13 protein-coding genes and 1 riboswitch are annotated in these 15,617 nt (G+C 35.1%); of the genes, 1 reads left to right on the forward strand and 12 read right to left on the reverse strand.

Annotated features, from left to right (window positions below):
- Position 1 precedes the first annotated feature (1 nt).
- From cobA to DR980_RS15255, 12 genes are all read right to left on the reverse strand, one after another.
- Positions 2-775, reverse strand: a complete 774-nt coding sequence (gene cobA, locus DR980_RS15205; RefSeq protein WP_113637731.1) for a uroporphyrinogen-III C-methyltransferase — start codon at positions 773-775, stop codon at positions 2-4.
- Positions 768-2,858: a nitrite/sulfite reductase gene (locus DR980_RS15210; RefSeq protein WP_113637733.1), complete on the reverse strand. Its 2,091-nt coding sequence runs from the start codon at positions 2,856-2,858 to the stop codon at positions 768-770. Before DR980_RS15210 ends, cobA begins: the two co-directional genes overlap by 8 nt.
- Before the next feature lie 169 nt (positions 2,859-3,027).
- A complete protein-coding gene (locus tag DR980_RS15215) occupies positions 3,028-4,272 on the reverse strand; it encodes a sulfate adenylyltransferase subunit 1 (RefSeq protein ID WP_113637760.1) in 1,245 nt (414 codons plus the stop codon).
- A gap of 170 nt (positions 4,273-4,442) precedes the next feature.
- Positions 4,443-5,342 (reverse strand): sulfate adenylyltransferase subunit CysD, encoded by a 900-nt coding sequence (cysD, locus tag DR980_RS15220; RefSeq protein WP_113637736.1) that lies wholly within the window; start codon positions 5,340-5,342, stop codon positions 4,443-4,445.
- A 110-nt stretch (positions 5,343-5,452) separates the two neighbouring features.
- A complete protein-coding gene (locus DR980_RS15225; RefSeq protein ID WP_113637738.1) occupies positions 5,453-6,154 on the reverse strand; it encodes a phosphoadenylyl-sulfate reductase in 702 nt (233 codons plus the stop codon).
- Positions 6,155-6,169: 15 nt separating this feature from the next.
- Positions 6,170-7,072 (reverse strand): sulfite exporter TauE/SafE family protein, encoded by a 903-nt coding sequence (locus tag DR980_RS15230; RefSeq protein ID WP_113637740.1) that lies wholly within the window; start codon positions 7,070-7,072, stop codon positions 6,170-6,172.
- Positions 7,073-7,187: 115 nt separating this feature from the next.
- Positions 7,188-7,598, reverse strand: coding sequence for an RrF2 family transcriptional regulator (locus DR980_RS15235; RefSeq protein ID WP_113637742.1), 411 nt, complete (start codon positions 7,596-7,598; stop codon positions 7,188-7,190).
- Between the two features lie 73 nt (positions 7,599-7,671).
- Positions 7,672-8,844: a trans-sulfuration enzyme family protein gene (locus tag DR980_RS15240; protein WP_113637744.1), complete on the reverse strand. Its 1,173-nt coding sequence runs from the start codon at positions 8,842-8,844 to the stop codon at positions 7,672-7,674.
- 68 nt (positions 8,845-8,912) lie between these two features.
- Entirely contained in the window at positions 8,913-9,338 is a 426-nt protein-coding gene (locus tag DR980_RS15245) for an OsmC family protein (RefSeq protein ID WP_091173227.1), read from the reverse strand.
- A gap of 117 nt (positions 9,339-9,455) precedes the next feature.
- Complete coding sequence (gene thrA / locus DR980_RS15250) at positions 9,456-11,870, reverse strand: bifunctional aspartate kinase/homoserine dehydrogenase I (RefSeq protein WP_244199320.1); 2,415 nt, start codon at positions 11,868-11,870, stop codon at positions 9,456-9,458.
- Positions 11,871-11,888: 18 nt separating this feature from the next.
- Positions 11,889-12,851 (reverse strand): alpha/beta fold hydrolase, encoded by a 963-nt coding sequence (locus DR980_RS16565; protein ID WP_317047950.1) that lies wholly within the window; start codon positions 12,849-12,851, stop codon positions 11,889-11,891.
- Between the two features lie 78 nt (positions 12,852-12,929).
- Positions 12,930-13,037, reverse strand: a riboswitch (SAM riboswitch).
- A gap of 233 nt (positions 13,038-13,270) precedes the next feature.
- Positions 13,271-13,480, reverse strand: a complete 210-nt coding sequence (locus tag DR980_RS15255) for a hypothetical protein (RefSeq protein WP_113637747.1) — start codon at positions 13,478-13,480, stop codon at positions 13,271-13,273.
- A gap of 750 nt (positions 13,481-14,230) precedes the next feature.
- Between DR980_RS15255 and metK the strand changes: the two genes are divergently transcribed.
- Complete coding sequence (gene metK / locus DR980_RS15260; RefSeq protein ID WP_113637749.1) at positions 14,231-15,481, forward strand: methionine adenosyltransferase; 1,251 nt, start codon at positions 14,231-14,233, stop codon at positions 15,479-15,481.
- Positions 15,482-15,617 lie beyond the last annotated feature (136 nt).

Here is a 15,617-nt window from a genome sequence, read left to right on the forward strand (position 1 = left end):
GCTACTTTATTTCTTTTGATATGAATTCTTCGTAAAATCCTTTCAATTTATTACTTTCTTTTACTACTTCTCCAATGACAATTATGGCAGGCGAACTTAATTTATTCTCAGTGACAACTTGTTGAATTGTATTGATTGTTCCAACACCAATTTTCTCTTGATCAGTAGTTCCATTTTGAATAATTGCAACTGGAGTTTCGCCTTTAGATTCTTTTTGGAACAAATCGATAATCTGAGACAGTTTGCTCATTCCCATTAAAATCACAACTGTTGCCGATGATTGTGCAGCTAAAGCAACATCATTTGATAATTTTCTATCAGACGTTGTACCTGTAATTACCCAAAAACTTTCCGAAACACCTCTTTTGGTCAACGAAATCCCTTGATAAGCAGGAACAGCAATCGACGATGAGATTCCAGGCACTACAAATGTAGGTATCCCAAAACTTTCTACAAAGTCTATTTCCTCACCCCCACGACCAAAAATAAATGGATCACCACCCTTTAACCGAACCACATGTCCGTAGGTAAGCGCGTTATCTACAATCAATTGGTTGATTTGGTCTTGCGTATATTCATGACAGCCTTTTCTTTTTCCAACGAATATTTTAATTGCTTTTTTAGGAGCATAACTTAAAATTTCTTCGTTTGCCAAAGCGTCATACAAAACGACATTGGCCTCAGCCAGTGCCTTTGCCCCTTTGATTGTCAGTAAATCCGGATCACCTGGACCCGCACCCACTAGCGTTACTATTGGTTGTATCTTTTTAAGCATCGGCTAAGTCTTTTTCTCTGTATGATTCAATTGCTTCAAAAAAGACAATTGCATCTTGAATGTAATTTTGTGCAAATTCAGCAGAAGGTTCATTCTGATTGATTTGGTATACTAAATCTCTTAATGTTGACTTCAATTGAATGATATTTGTTGCTACAAAAACCGTATCAAACAAATCGATAATTCCAGCTTGGTGATTTGTTTTTTGGTTTTCAGCCAATAATAATGCTTTGGCTCCATTTACAAATCCTGCGTATGCCAAATAAATTGCATCAGCCCATTTTGCATCATCAAAAGCTTCTTGTGCGAAAGTTAATTTATCTTTGGCTTCCAATAATAAGGTAGCCACTAAATCAATAACAACACCAGCGCATTCTCCTACTCCAACTGCTTTTACGTAATTATCAGCATTTCCCCAATCTACAAAATCAGCTTCGGTAAGATTAGTCAAATCGGCTAATGGTTTCAAAAATTCGTAGAAATATTTTTCGCCTTTGGCATCATAATAATTCAGGAACGATTGTCCGTTTCCGTTTGCTTCAAAATCATTTAAGATGAAACGCAATGCATCAGGTCCTCTTCTGCTTGGAATTTTGATTACTTTATCCGAAAACCTTCCGTTTCCGTTTCCTAAATTTCCTCCGCCTAATAACACTTGTAATGCTGGCGCCACTAATTTTCCTGAATTAATTGACATTCCTTGGAAACCAATTTCGGCCATATTGTGTTGTCCACAAGCATTCATACAACCACTGATTTTAATCGTGATTTCCTTATTGTTGCTATATTGTGGATATTCTGTTTCTAAAACTCTTTCTAATTCTACTGCGATTCCGGTGCTGCTTGCAATTCCTAAATTACAAGTATCTGTTCCCGGACAAGCCGTAATATCTGAAATGGTATTGTAACCCAAAGCCACAAAATCTAATTTGGCTAATTCTTGGTAGAAAAAAGGTAAATTTTCTTCTTTTACATGACGAATTAATATGTCTTGTCTCAAAGAAAAACGCAATTCATTCGCCGCATAATTTTTAATCAAATCCGCTAATAATCTCGCTTTATCTGTATAAAAATCACCCAATAAAACTTTGATTCCAATCGCTACATAACCCGCTTGTTTTTGCGCAATTACATTTGATTTTTTCCAAGCGTCGAAAGCTGGTGTATCTTCGATTACTACTTTTGGAGCTCCTAATAAAGGTGCTGGAATTTCAGCATCAAAAGCTGTTGTATCTATTTCAACTGTTTCGTGAGACAACGCTTTTTTCTCTTCATCAACCAATTTTAAAAATTCATCTCTACCAATATCTTTGATTAAGAATTTCATACGCGCTTTCAAACGTTTCGCTCTTTCGCCATAGCGATCAAAAATTCTCAAAACGCCTTCGGTTGTTGGTATAATTTGGTTTACCGGAATAAACTCCGATAATAATTCGGCGTGATGTGGCTGAGAACCTAATCCTCCACCTAACATTACTTTAAATCCTCTTTCGCCATTTACAATTCTTGGAATAAATCCTAAATCATGTAAATAACTCAATGCCGTATCTTTATCCGAAGAAGAAAATGAAATTTTGAATTTACGTCCCATTTCCTGACAAACCGGATTTCTTAAGAAAAACTGAAACATAGCATGCGCGTAAGGCGACACATCAAAAGGTTCTTCTGAATCAATTCCAGCTGTTTCACTAGCCGTAATATTTCTTACGGTGTTTCCGCAAGCTTCACGAAGTGTAACATCATCTTTTTCCAGTTCAGCCCAAAGTTGTGGTGTTCTGTCCAAACTCACATAGTGAATCTGGATATCCTGGCGTGTTGTAATGTGCAAACGTCCGGTAGAATATTCATCTGAAACTTTGGTAATACGAGTCAGTTGTTCGCTAGTCACTTTACCAAAAGGCAATTTGATACGAATCATTTGAACGCCTTCCTGACGCTGACCATAAACTCCTCTCGCCAAACGAAGGCTGCGGAAACGCTCATCATCAATTTTCCCGTCACGGAATAAAGCAATTTTTCTTTCTAAATCGATAATGTCTTTTTGGACAATCGGGTTTTCTATTTCGGTTCTAAAACTTTCCATCTGTGTGTTGTTTATCCTCCCCCCAGCCCCCTCCGAAGGAGGGGGAGTCGAAACTGGGAATATTATTGTATTTTTATTTTACTCTTTTATAAAGGCTTCAGATATTAACTCCTGGAAAACTTACTATCCAGTATTGCACCCTTCCCTTCGGGGAGGGCCGGGGAGGGGACTAATTTATAAATCCAACTCCAGCAGTTGTGTTGGTTGCAGCATCAATTAATATAAAAGCACCGTTTGATTTGTTGTCATTATAGGCATCAAAATACAAAGCTTTGCTTAATTTAATATTTACTTCGCCTATTTCATTTATAGCCAATTGAGTCGCTGGTGTAACTCCAGAATAATCTGTAGCGATTACGTTTTTCACGCTTTCAATTTTTGCCAAAACTCTGTTAGTATTGTGTTGTACCAAATATTTTGTGCCAGCAACTAACTTTTTGCTGTCCATCCAACAAATCGTTGTATTGATATCTTTTTCGATTTTAGGCAACTCATTCGATTTTACAATCATGTCACCTCTTGTCACATTGATATCATTTTCCAGTTCCAAAGTAATCGAAGAACCTGCTGTCGCTTCATCAAATTGCTGATCAAAAAAGTGAATATTAGTCACTTTAGATTCTGTCAAAGAAGGAAGAACCGTTACCGCATCACCCACTTTGATATTGTTCCCGTATAATTTTCCGGCATATCCTCTGAAGTCATGATATTCTTCCGTTTTTGGTCGGATAACTGTTTGAACCGGGAAACGTGCTTTTCCTGTTTCAAAAACATCTTCCGGCTCTAAAGCTTCTAAATGTTCCAAAACCGTTTGTCCAGTGTACCAAGGCATATTCTCTGATTTATCAGCAACATTACCTCCATTGATAGCACTCAAAGGAATATAACTTACGTTTTGCTCTTTGAATGAACTTTTGCTGTTCAGCGCTTGAAAATCAGCTTTGATTTTGTTGTAAACTTCTTCAGAATAATCAACCAAATCCATTTTGTTTACCGCAACTATCACTTCTTTTACTCTTAATAAATTATTGATAAAAAAGTGTCTGTACGTTTGCTCAATAACTCCTTTACGAGCATCAATCAAAATGATAGAAACTTGTGAAGTCGAAGCTCCCGTAACCATGTTACGTGTGTATTCTACATGACCCGGAGTATCGGCTATGATGTAACTTTTCTTCGCTGTCGAAAAATAAATATGCGCCACATCAATCGTAATTCCTTGTTCTCTCTCAGCAACCAAACCATCAGTAGCTAATGAAAAATCTAAATAATCGTATCCTTTTTGCTTGCTGCTTTTTTCTATTGCTTCAATCTTATCTGTAGTCAATGATTTTGTATCGTATAATAATCTCCCGATTAAGGTACTCTTTCCGTCATCTACACTTCCTGCTGTTGCTATTTTTAAAACTTCCATATTACCGTTATATTTTCCCCTCCCCGACCCTCCCCGAAGGGAAGGGAGACGAGTGTGGTATATTTTTATTATTACTTCTCTTTGTTTTTTAATTTCTTTTCCCATAACTATAAACCAACATTAATCCAGTTTGGGCTCCCTTCCCTTCGGGGAGGGCTGGGGTGGGGATTCTAAAAGTACCCTTGTTGTTTTCTTTTTTCCATCGCAGCTTCAGAACGTTTATCATCAATTCTGGCTCCTCTTTCTGAAATAGTCGAAGATCTGATTTCTCCTACTACTTCTTGAATTGTTGCTGCGTAAGAATCAACAGCTGCAGTACAACTCATATCTCCAACAGTTCTAAAACGAACAATTCTTTCTTCGATTTCTTCATCTTCTTCTTGGTACACAAATGGAGAATGAGACCAAATCATACCGTCTCTCAAGAATACTTTACGTTTGTGTGAAAAGTAAATCGATGGAATTTCGATTTGTTCTTGCTCAATATAACTCCAAACATCAAGCTCTGTCCAGTTCGAAATTGGAAAAACACGAACGTTTTGACCATTTTCAATTTTTCCGTTCAAAATATCAAACAATTCAGGACGTTGGTTTTTCTCATCCCATTGACCAAAATCATCACGAACAGAAAAAATACGTTCTTTTGCTCTTGCTTTTTCTTCATCTCTACGCGCACCACCAATACAAGCATCAAATTTAAATTCTTCGATTGCATCCAAAAGTGTAGTTGTTTGCAAACTGTTTCTGCTGGAATATTTCCCAGATTCTTCAACCACTTTACCTTCGTCAATAGCATCCTGAACATTACGAACGATTAACTCTAATCCTAATTCAGCCACCAATTTATCTCTGAAAGCAATAGTTTCCGGAAAGTTATGTCCCGTGTCTACATGCAACAATGGAAAAGGAATTTTTGCAGGAAAAAAAGCTTTTTGCGCTAAACGCACCAATGTAATCGAATCTTTTCCACCAGAGAAAAGTAAAACCGGTTTGTCAAATTGAGAAATTACTTCTCTAAAAATGTATATCGCCTCGCTTTCTAATGCGTTTGTTTTTAATATGGTACTCATTATTATTAGTTTAAAAGTTTAAAGTTTAAAGTTTAAGGTTGTTGAAACCTCATCTAAAATCTCTTAACTATTATTATTTTTTCTTTTCTCTTTATTCTAACCTCTGTTTTCTATTTCTGGTGTAAACCACATTCCTTGTGACTAGATTCCCACCACCATCTGCCTGCTCGGATATCTTCTCCAGGGACAATTGCTCTGGTACAAGGTGCGCAACCTATACTGACGAAACCTTGTTTGTGTAAGGCATTTTGTGGCACATTGTTATCGTCTAAATATTTCTGAACCTCTTCTAATGTCCATTTTAATAACGGATTGAATTTTATAATATCGAATTTTTCATCGTATTCAAAAAGGTCTAAATCATTTCTATTTTCTGATTGTTCGGCTCTCAAACCGGTAATCCAAATTGAATTTCCTTTTAAAGCTTTAGTCAAAGGCGCTACTTTTCGAATGAAACAACATTCTTTTCTATTCTCCACTGATTCATAAAAGCTATTTGGGCCTTTTTGATTTAATAACTCTTCAACCGCACTTGTTTCCGGAAAATAAGTTTTAATATCTATTTGATACTTTTTTAAAGTCTTATGAAAAACATCATAAGTCTCTTGAAATAACCTTCCGGTATCTAAAGTAAAAATGGTAATAGGTAAATTATTTTTTCCAATTAAAGCCGTAATCACTTGGTCTTCCTGTCCAAAAGAAGTAGAAAAAACTACTTTGCCTTTAAATTCATCAGCCAAAAAAGTAAGCGTTTCCTCGATAGATAAGCTTCTTGTTTTTTCTAATAAAGTATTTGTTATCGCTATGCTCATAATTTCGTTTCTCTTTTATAATAATTTAGACAGTGTTTTTAAACTCAAAACAATAATTAAAACCCCTACCAAAATCATCATAGGCTTTCTCTTTATTCTATTGACTAAAATAGCGGCAATTGGAGCAGCAATCACACCACCCAAAATCAACCCTATAATCACTTGCCATCCTTGTATTCCTCCAAAAAGCATGAAAGTTACACCACTTGCAAAAGCTACCGCAAACTCCGCTGCATTGACAGAACCAATAGTATATCTTGGATTTCTACCGCGCCCTAATAAGGTCGAAGTCACAATTGGCCCCCAGCCACCGCCGCCAACAGCATCCATAAAACCTCCAAAAGAAGCTAAAATATTCAGTCGCTTGGTTTTCTTTTTAATGATGTTTTTCTGCATTGCTTTTCTGATGATTATAATTGCCAACCCTATCATGTATACCGCAATAAAAGGCTTTATCGCATCCCCATCAATTACATCCGACAATAAATAAGCACCTGCAATAGAACCTAAAACACCCGGAATCAATAGATGTCTCACTAGTTTTTTATTGATGTTCCCAAAGCGATGATGAGAAATAGCCGAAGCTCCTGTTGTAAACATTTCAGCAACATGAACTCCTGTACTGCTTATCGCTGGTGGAATTCCATAAGCCAATAAAAAAGAAGTAGAAGTTGCTCCATACCCCATTCCTAAAGTTCCGTCTACTAATTGTGCGAAAACACCAATACAGAAAAAGATTAAAAATTCCTGATTAAAGCCTGCTATTAGACCATTCCAAGAAAATTCAGCATGATGATTGTAAACCAATGTAGAAATTAATCCTACTAGTAAGACAACGGGAATAATAACCCACAAGCGTTCTTTAAAACTAGTTTCCGATTTTTCATTTATCGCAATGGTTTTCAATTCTTTACTCATACTTTTTTAATTCAATTTTTTTAAGCCTAAATCTATTGCCCTATCGGAATAGTAGATTATTATGCAAAAGTAAATAATTTAAGTTAACTACAAAATTTATTTTGTGATATATTCTTTAAAAGGCAATGTCAGCCAAGGTGTTACTTTCTAAGATTTTAAGTGTATTATCGCGCACCTCAATCATCAGTTTCCGAACCGCACAAGTAGCTTCATCTGAACAGTCTACACAAGGCTCATAAAAATTATGGCTGGCACAAGGAAGTAATGCAATTGGACCTTCAAGAATGCGATACAAATGAGCCATATTGATGTCTTTGGGATCTTTTATCAAATAATATCCTCCACCTTTTCCTTTTTTGGCACCCAAAAAACCAGAATGGCGCAGTAATAATAAAATACTTTCTAAAAACTTGATCGAAATAGTCTCGCTCTTGGCTATCTCTGCTATTTGAACAGGAGAATTGTCTTTTTGGCGCGCCAAAAAAGTAAGAGCTTTTATTCCGTATTTTGTTTTTTTAGACAGCATAATTGATTTTTGAATTTCTTTTTACTGATATCAAATCTACAATCTAAAATCGTTAATCCCAAATCAAAAATCATTAAGACAAAGCCTGCTCTAAATCAGCAATTACATCTTTTACGGTTTCTAAACCTACAGAAACACGCACCAAACCATCGGTAATACTGACTGCCAAACGTTCATCAACAGATAATTTACTGTGTGTAGTTGAAGCTGGATGTGTAACAATAGTTCTGGTATCTCCTAAATTTGGTGACAAGGAACATAATCTTATTTTATCCAAAAAATTTCTTCCGGCTTCAATACCTCCTTTGATTTCAAAAGCTACAATGTTTCCTCCCAACTTCATTTGCTTTTGTGCAATTTCATATTGCGGATGCGATTTCAAGAATGGATATTTCACTTTATTCACCTGCGGATGATTTTCTAAAAATTCCGCTACTTTCAAGGCATTTTCACAATGTCTGTCTAAACGAATCGCCAACGTTTCTAAACTTTTTGATAATACCCACGCATTAAATGGGGATAACGAAGGTCCTGTAAGTCGGGAAAATAAATAGATTTTCTGAATCAATTCAGCATCACCAACTGTTATTCCGCCTAAAACTCTCCCTTGACCATCCATTAATTTTGTCGCAGAATGTACTACTAAATGTGCACCCCATTTTATAGGTTGTTGCAAGTATGGCGTTGCAAAGCAGTTGTCAATAATCAAAATTAAATTGTGTTTTTTGGCAATTGTTCCTAAAAGTTCCAAATCGATAATATCAACTGCCGGATTGGTAGGTGATTCTGCAAAAAGAATCTTAGTATCGGGCGTAATCAAACCTTCAATAGTTTCAGGCTTGTTAATATCAAAATAGGAAGTTTCAATATTCCATTTTGGAAAATAATTAATGAACAACGAATGTGTGGCTCCAAAAACACTACTGGAAGAAACGATATGATCTCCAGATTTCAATAAAGCCGCCAAGGTTGAATACACCGCAGCCATTCCGGATGCAAAGGCAAAACCAGCTGCAGCACCTTCCATAGCACAAACTTTATCAACAAATTCGTTGGTGTTTGGGTTGCTATAACGGCTGTAAATATTCCTGTCTTTTTCTTCGGCAAAAGAAGCACGCATGTCTTCGGCATCTTCAAATACAAAACTTGACGTTAAGTACAAAGGCACTGAGTGCTCTAAATATTGTGTTCTTTCTAATTGGTTGCGTATGGCTTGGGTTTCAAAACCAAATTCTTGATCGTTCATTTTATTTTTTCGTTTAAAGTTTAAGGCTTAAAGTTTTTGGAACATTAAATCCAAACACTTTGCTTAAACTACAATGGTTTATTATTCAAAACTACTTTGTAATGTATAGTTGCTGTTGGCTCTAATGTTTTAGAAACCGAACAGTACTTTTCGAAAGAAAGTTGTGCGGCTCTGGCTGCTTTTTCTTCGTTTATTGGCCCTTCCAAATAAAACACAATGTGAATATCCTTGAATGGTTTCGCTTCTCCAACTTGTACACGTTCTCCTTCTACCTCAGCTTTGAAAGAGGTAATTTCCTGACGTTGTTTTTTCAAAATTGAAATCATATCAATGGCGCTGCAACCCGCAACACCCATCAATACCAATTCCATTGGACTTGCACCCATATCATTTCCTCCAAATTCTGGTCGGCTATCAACGTTAACTATATGTCCTCTTTCATTTTTTAATTCGAAATGGAAATTGTCGTTTACTCTGTTTAATGTTATTTTCATATTATTCCCCTCCCCAACCCTCCCCGAAGGGAAGGGAGCCAAGACTGGAGGTTAGTCTGTTTTAAATATTAATTTTTATTACTAATCTCCTCCCCTTCGGGGAGGTCGGGAGGGGATTTACCCTTTATCCGATAATCTCAAAATATCGCCAAAAACACCTCTTGCCGTTACTGCTGATCCTGCGCCTGCGCCTTGAATTACGATTGGTCGGTCTCCATACGATTCTGTGTAAATTTCGAAGAAAGAATCAGAACCTTTCAATCCGCCCAGCGCCGTATCAGATGGTACAGAAACTAATTTCACTTCCAGATTTCCTTTATCATTTTGCAAATCACCTGACAATTCGCCTATGTACCTTAAAACGTGATTTGGTTTTTGCTCTGCTTTTATTTTAGCATAAATTGGATCAAACTCTGTCAATTTATTAAAAAAATCAGAAACATCACCTTCACGCAAATGTTCTGGAATTAAATTTTGAATATCAATTTCTTCAAATTCATTTTGCAAGTCCAATTCCCTGGCCAAAATCAATAATTTTCTACCTACATCATTCCCGCACAAGTCCTCTCTTGGATCGGGCTCCGTATATCCGTTATCAATTGCTTCTTTCAATATTTCGCTGAACGGAGCGTCTTTTGCAGAAAAATTATTGAACAAATAACTCAATGTTCCTGAGAAAACACCTTTAATCTTCGTAATATTTTCACCTGAAAGGTGCAATAATTTAATTGTATCAATCAACGGTAATCCCGCTCCCACATTCGTTTCATAAAGATAACTCTTTTGATTATCTGCCAATACTTTTCGTAATTTTTTATAAAAACTATAACTCAACGTATTGGCTACTTTATTGGATGAAATCAAATCAAAGCTACTTTCTGCTAAAGGAATATAATTTTCAACAAATGTGGCACTTGCCGTGTTATCAATCGCAATCAAATTCTCTAAGTGATGCTCATTTGCGTACGCAATTACATCATCAATAGTATAAGAGAATCCATTATTTTGAATTTCATTTTTCCAATTTGGAGTAACCCCATTTTTATTTAAAAGTACATTACTAGAATTGGCAATAGCAAAAACATTTAGTTTAATGTCTTTTCTTTTTTCGATGGTTGCAGCTGATTCCAATATTTGGTTAATCAACGTTCCGCCCACTAAACCATGCCCGAAAATAGCAATATTAATTTTCTTTGAAACTCCAAAAATCTCTCCGTGAATCACATTTAAGGCTTTGTTCAGTTGCGATTTTTTAACCACCAAACTCACGTTTTTACCTGTAACCGTATTATTGAAAAGAATCGGGACAATTTTATTTTTTATCAACGCCGTATAAGGCTTGTGAAACGTACTCAAATCCTGCCCAATGATAGAAATCACAGAAACTTCATCCGTTACCGTGATTTTATTCACATCTTTCGAATAGAAATCATTCTCGAATTCTTTCTCTAGTTCAATCATGGCTTTAGTCGCTTTATCCGCTGCTACGACCAAACCAATTCCTCTTTCTGAAGAACCTTGAGAAATAATACTCACACTAATATCATTGTCGCCCATCACTCTGAAAATACGGGCATCAACACCCGTTTTACCAAGCAATCCTCTTCCTTCCAGATTCACTAAAGACACATTTTCAAGTACAGAAAGTGTTTTAATGCCTTCCTTATTAGAATTTGATGTAATTAATGTTCCTTTATTTTCGTGGTTGAAAGTATTCAAAATACGAAGCGGAATATTTTTTTCCAATAAAGGAATAATCGTTTTGGCATGGAGAATCGTCGCACCAAAATTCGCTATTTCATTGGCTTCGTTAAATGACAAATGGTCAATTTTTTTTGCATCAAGCACTAAGTCTGGATTAGCGGTATAAATTCCGTCTACGTGTGTGTAATTCTGTAATTCGTCCGCATTTAAGTAATTCGCTATCAACGAAGCGGTATAATTACTACCATTTCTTCCTAAAGTAGTGGTGTCATTATTGTTATTAGAACCTATGAAACCCGTAACAATGTTTACTGTTGTTCCGTTATTCTCCTTAAAATAATTGATGACATTTTTCTTTGAAATTTGTTCCAAAGGTTGTGCATCACCAAATTTCGAATCGGTTTTAATCAATTCTCTGGTATCTGCAAAACGGGCATTTATTCCATTTTCAACGAGAATAGCTGTCAGTAATTTGGCAGAAAGCAATTCCCCTTTGGATAAAATCTGGTCTTTAATTTTGTTGCTGTAATCACCAATTAAACTAACGCCTTCAAATAATTTCTCCAGAACATTGAATTCCTCAGACAAATCCACGTTCTCATATTCATCTTGTTGGTATTTTTTAAAATCCTCAAAAAGCAGTTTATAATCCTTATTAGTAGCCGCAACCTTTAAAATTTCTTCCAGTTCATCCGTGGCATTTCCTCTTGCTGAAACCACAATTGCAATTTCCTCTCCTTGATTTACTTTATCAGTAATAATTGCAACCACTTTATTTATTCCGTCGCCATTCGATAAAGATTTACCTCCAAATTTTAATATTTTCATTGTGTTGTGTTTTTTGGCTTAGAATATATCCTGAAGCAAATTGTGTAATTGTTTGTATTCTATCAAAAAAGCGTCGTGTCCGTGAATGGAAACAATTTCTTGATAACTGACCTTGTTTTTATATTTTTTTAATTCCTCGTAAGTAGCTTTATTTTCATTTGCAGTAAAAAACAAGTCTGAATTGATTCCAATAATATGAATCTCAGCTTCAATTTTTGACGTTATTTCTTCGAATGAATCACTATTTCTGGTAATATCTATCGTCTTCAACAGTTGATTCATCATTTTATAAGAGGAGATTTGAAAACGTTTCTGTAATTTTTCGCCATGATGCAGCAACCAACTTTCCACATTAAAAATGGCTAATTCTTCATTGGTGGTTCGCTGAAATTTTGCAGCAAAAGACTCTGGTGTTCGATAGCAAAGCATAGCATGAGTTCGTGCATCTTCAATAGGTTTCGAAGAATTTTTCAAAATTTGTTCCTGCAAAAAACAGTTTGCAATTAACCAGTCTGTCGATTTCCAATCGGTTGCAATAGGAATTAAATGTTGTGTGATTTTTGGTTCCAATGCGACCATTTCCCAAGCGATTCCTCCACCTACAGAACCACCAATAACGGTGTATAGTTTTTTAATTTCAAGAAGCTGAATTCCTTCAATAAAAATTTTAGCGATGTCTCTGCTATTAAAGTCCGAATAATTTTCAATGATAAAACCATCAAATCCATTTCCAGGAACATTAAAAGCAAGTATCGTATATTTTGTAGTATCAATAGTTTTGTTAGTACCAATTAAATCATTCCACCAACCATTTTCTCCAACAACTTGTGAATTTCCAGTTAAAGCATGATTGACCAAAACGATTGGAGCAGTATGCAATTCAGGTCCAAAAACTTGAAAACTTAAGTTTAAGGCAGCATAAAAAGCGCCACTTTCGGTGGTGAAATTTTGTAATGTAATGGATGTAGGTTTATTTTCCAATTGCAAATCTTTTATGATTTTTGACTTGTGTTTGGAAATATTAGAAAGAAAGCTAGGAGTTATCTAGACAATTTCTTAGTGTTATCTTTCCACGTTTGGCGTGGTAGAATGCAGCACCTTCTTCGATAAATCGAAGGGTTGCTAAGGCTTCATCGGGTCTAATCCCTCTGCCTTTCTTTATAACATTTCAATACGTTTGTGAACTTATGATTGCAAATTAAGCACTATTTTCTTTAACAACCAAATTTTTATACGCAATCGATTTTTTTTGTTTGGTTCAAATAAAAACCTGAAAACAATAAACATACGGTTGTTATTTTGACGAAGTATTATAAACCAGTTACAGTTTTTACCTCGTCAAAACAACAATTTTAAATATCCTTTTGAAAATCTCAAAACCGAAAATAAATTCGGATTTCTTAAATAAAAAGCGCTTCATTCTCTTGCGAATACATTAAAAAAAGTAATGAATTTGGTACTATTTTTTGTGCCAAAGCATCGTTTTTTGAAATTTCAAATCTTGGATGAATCAATTCGTTTTTTGAATCATTCTCCTTTTGTTTTTTATTCCTGTTATTAATCCTTTCTAATAATTGGAATGTTTTTGGGAAATACTTAGTTGTGCTCATAATTTTAAGGTGTTAGGTTTTTAATTCGTTGTTGGTTTTATTCGCATTATGTTTTTTAAAATTAAAATATAGTCTTAAAACAAAAAACCCTTTTAGATGCATATCCAAAAGGGTTTTAAGTTGTTTGTAAACTTATACTTTTGGAATCAACAGACGTAAATACACATAATGGCCTTGGCAGCGATCATCTTATTGACAGTTGAATTATTTGTAAACTGGAGTTTTAGGTTATTCATTTATATTTTTTATTTATGTGCTATTATCTCTGTTGTATTCAAAAAAAAAGCTTCCCGTTATCTGGGAAGCTTTTGCTATATAATTTAATTTAAAAATTATGCAATAAGCGACCCTCAGGAGTTATCCTGCGCGACTTTAAACATATTACAAATATTAAATTTCATTTTTTACTTTTTAAGAAAATCAAATTTGCAAATTATTTTTTAAATATCCAAATAAGTTTCAAAAATAATAGTAAAAATAGTTTCACACCTAATTTTTAAATTGATTAAACTCACAAAAAGATTTATCAGCAAAAAAAAGTTAAGATTAATTTGCAATTCAAAATGGTTTCATACATTTGCACCCGAATACAAGAGGAAAAATTTGAACTGATTGCAACCTCTTCATAATGAAACAAATTCATTATGGATGCTGAAAATTTTTCAGTAGAAAAAATGCTAAAGCAGGAACCCTCCTTTAGTCCTTTTCAGCAATTATTTTTTCTCGCTTAATTTAAAAATAATAACTATTATGGCCTATTTATTTACGTCAGAATCTGTAAGCGAAGGACATCCAGACAAAATTGCAGATCAAATTTCAGACGCATTAATTGATAATTTTTTGGCATTTGATGCTGACTCAAAAGTAGCTTGCGAAACTTTAGTAACTACTGGCCAGGTAATTTTGGCTGGTGAAGTAAAATCAAATACTTATTTAGACGTACAACAAATCGCTCGTGACGTAATCAGAAAAATTGGTTACACGAAAAGCGAATACATGTTTGAAGCCAATTCTTGTGGAATCCTTTCTGCTATTCACGAACAATCTGCTGACATTAATCAGGGTGTTGACAGAAAAAATCCTGAAGAGCAAGGCGCTGGTGACCAAGGAATGATGTTTGGTTATGCTACTAATGAAACAGAAAATTATATGCCATTGGCACTTGATTTATCTCATAAATTATTGCAGGAATTAGCTATTTTAAGACGTGAAAATAACGAAATTACGTATTTGCGTCCTGATGCTAAATCTCAAGTAACTTTAGAATATAGCGATGACAATAAGCCAACTCGTATAGATGCTATTGTAATCTCGACACAACATGATGATTTTGACGAAGAAGCTACAATGCTTGCAAAAATCAAAAAAGACATCGTTGAAATTTTGATTCCAAGGATTATTGCAAAAAATCCAACGCATGCTCATTTATTCAATGATGCAATCCAATACCACATTAACCCAACCGGAAAATTCGTAATTGGAGGACCGCACGGAGATACTGGATTGACAGGAAGAAAAATCATTGTGGATACTTACGGTGGAAAAGGTGCTCACGGTGGTGGTGCATTCTCTGGAAAAGATCCAAGTAAAGTAGATAGAAGTGCAGCTTATGCTACACGTCATATCGCTAAAAACTTAGTTGCAGCGGGTGTTGCTGACGAGATTTTAGTACAAGTTTCCTATGCGATTGGTGTTGCAAAACCAATGGGTATTTTTATTGATACCTACGGAACTTCAAAAGTGAATTTGACCAATGGTGAAATTGCCAAAAAAGTAGAAGCTATTTTTGATATGCGTCCGTACTTTATTGAGCAACGTTTGAAATTAAGAAATCCAATTTATAGCGAAACTGCTGCTTACGGGCACATGGGACGTACTCCAGAAACGGTTACTAAAACTTTTTCTGCTCCAGGTGGAAACGAAAAAACAGTTACTGTTGAATTGTTTACTTGGGAAAAATTAGATTTCGTTGACCAAGTTAAAACGGCTTTTGGATTGTAATACAACATTTATAGTATAAAAAAGGGGATTTTGCAGATAGACTGCCCCCAAAAGTTTAGACAAATTTATAATTAATTTTGATAATAATGAGCTCGATATTGTATCGGGCTCATTCCTTTTAAATTCAGTTTTATTC

This window comes from Flavobacterium psychrolimnae, assembly GCF_003312425.1.
In the GTDB taxonomy this organism is placed as follows: domain Bacteria; phylum Bacteroidota; class Bacteroidia; order Flavobacteriales; family Flavobacteriaceae; genus Flavobacterium; species Flavobacterium psychrolimnae.

Bases quoted from the DNA above. Each gene is read 5' to 3' on its own strand.
- cobA (WP_113637731.1), bottom strand. From the start codon at position 775: ATGCTTAAAAAGATACAACCAATAGTAACGCTAGTGGGTGCGGGTCCA.
- DR980_RS15210 (WP_113637733.1), bottom strand. From the start codon at position 2,858: ATGGAAAGTTTTAGAACCGAAATAGAAAACCCGATTGTCCAAAAAGAC.
- DR980_RS15215 (WP_113637760.1), bottom strand. From the start codon at position 4,272: ATGGAAGTTTTAAAAATAGCAACAGCAGGAAGTGTAGATGACGGAAAG.
- cysD (WP_113637736.1), bottom strand. From the start codon at position 5,342: ATGAGTACCATATTAAAAACAAACGCATTAGAAAGCGAGGCGATATAC.
- DR980_RS15225 (WP_113637738.1), bottom strand. From the start codon at position 6,154: ATGAGCATAGCGATAACAAATACTTTATTAGAAAAAACAAGAAGCTTA.
- DR980_RS15230 (WP_113637740.1), bottom strand. From the start codon at position 7,072: ATGAGTAAAGAATTGAAAACCATTGCGATAAATGAAAAATCGGAAACT.
- DR980_RS15235 (WP_113637742.1), bottom strand. From the start codon at position 7,598: ATGCTGTCTAAAAAAACAAAATACGGAATAAAAGCTCTTACTTTTTTG.
- DR980_RS15240 (WP_113637744.1), bottom strand. From the start codon at position 8,844: ATGAACGATCAAGAATTTGGTTTTGAAACCCAAGCCATACGCAACCAA.
- DR980_RS15245 (WP_091173227.1), bottom strand. From the start codon at position 9,338: ATGAAAATAACATTAAACAGAGTAAACGACAATTTCCATTTCGAATTA.
- thrA (WP_244199320.1), bottom strand. From the start codon at position 11,870: ATGAAAATATTAAAATTTGGAGGTAAATCTTTATCGAATGGCGACGGA.
- DR980_RS15255 (WP_113637747.1), bottom strand. From the start codon at position 13,480: ATGAGCACAACTAAGTATTTCCCAAAAACATTCCAATTATTAGAAAGG.
- metK (WP_113637749.1), top strand. From the start codon at position 14,231: ATGGCCTATTTATTTACGTCAGAATCTGTAAGCGAAGGACATCCAGAC.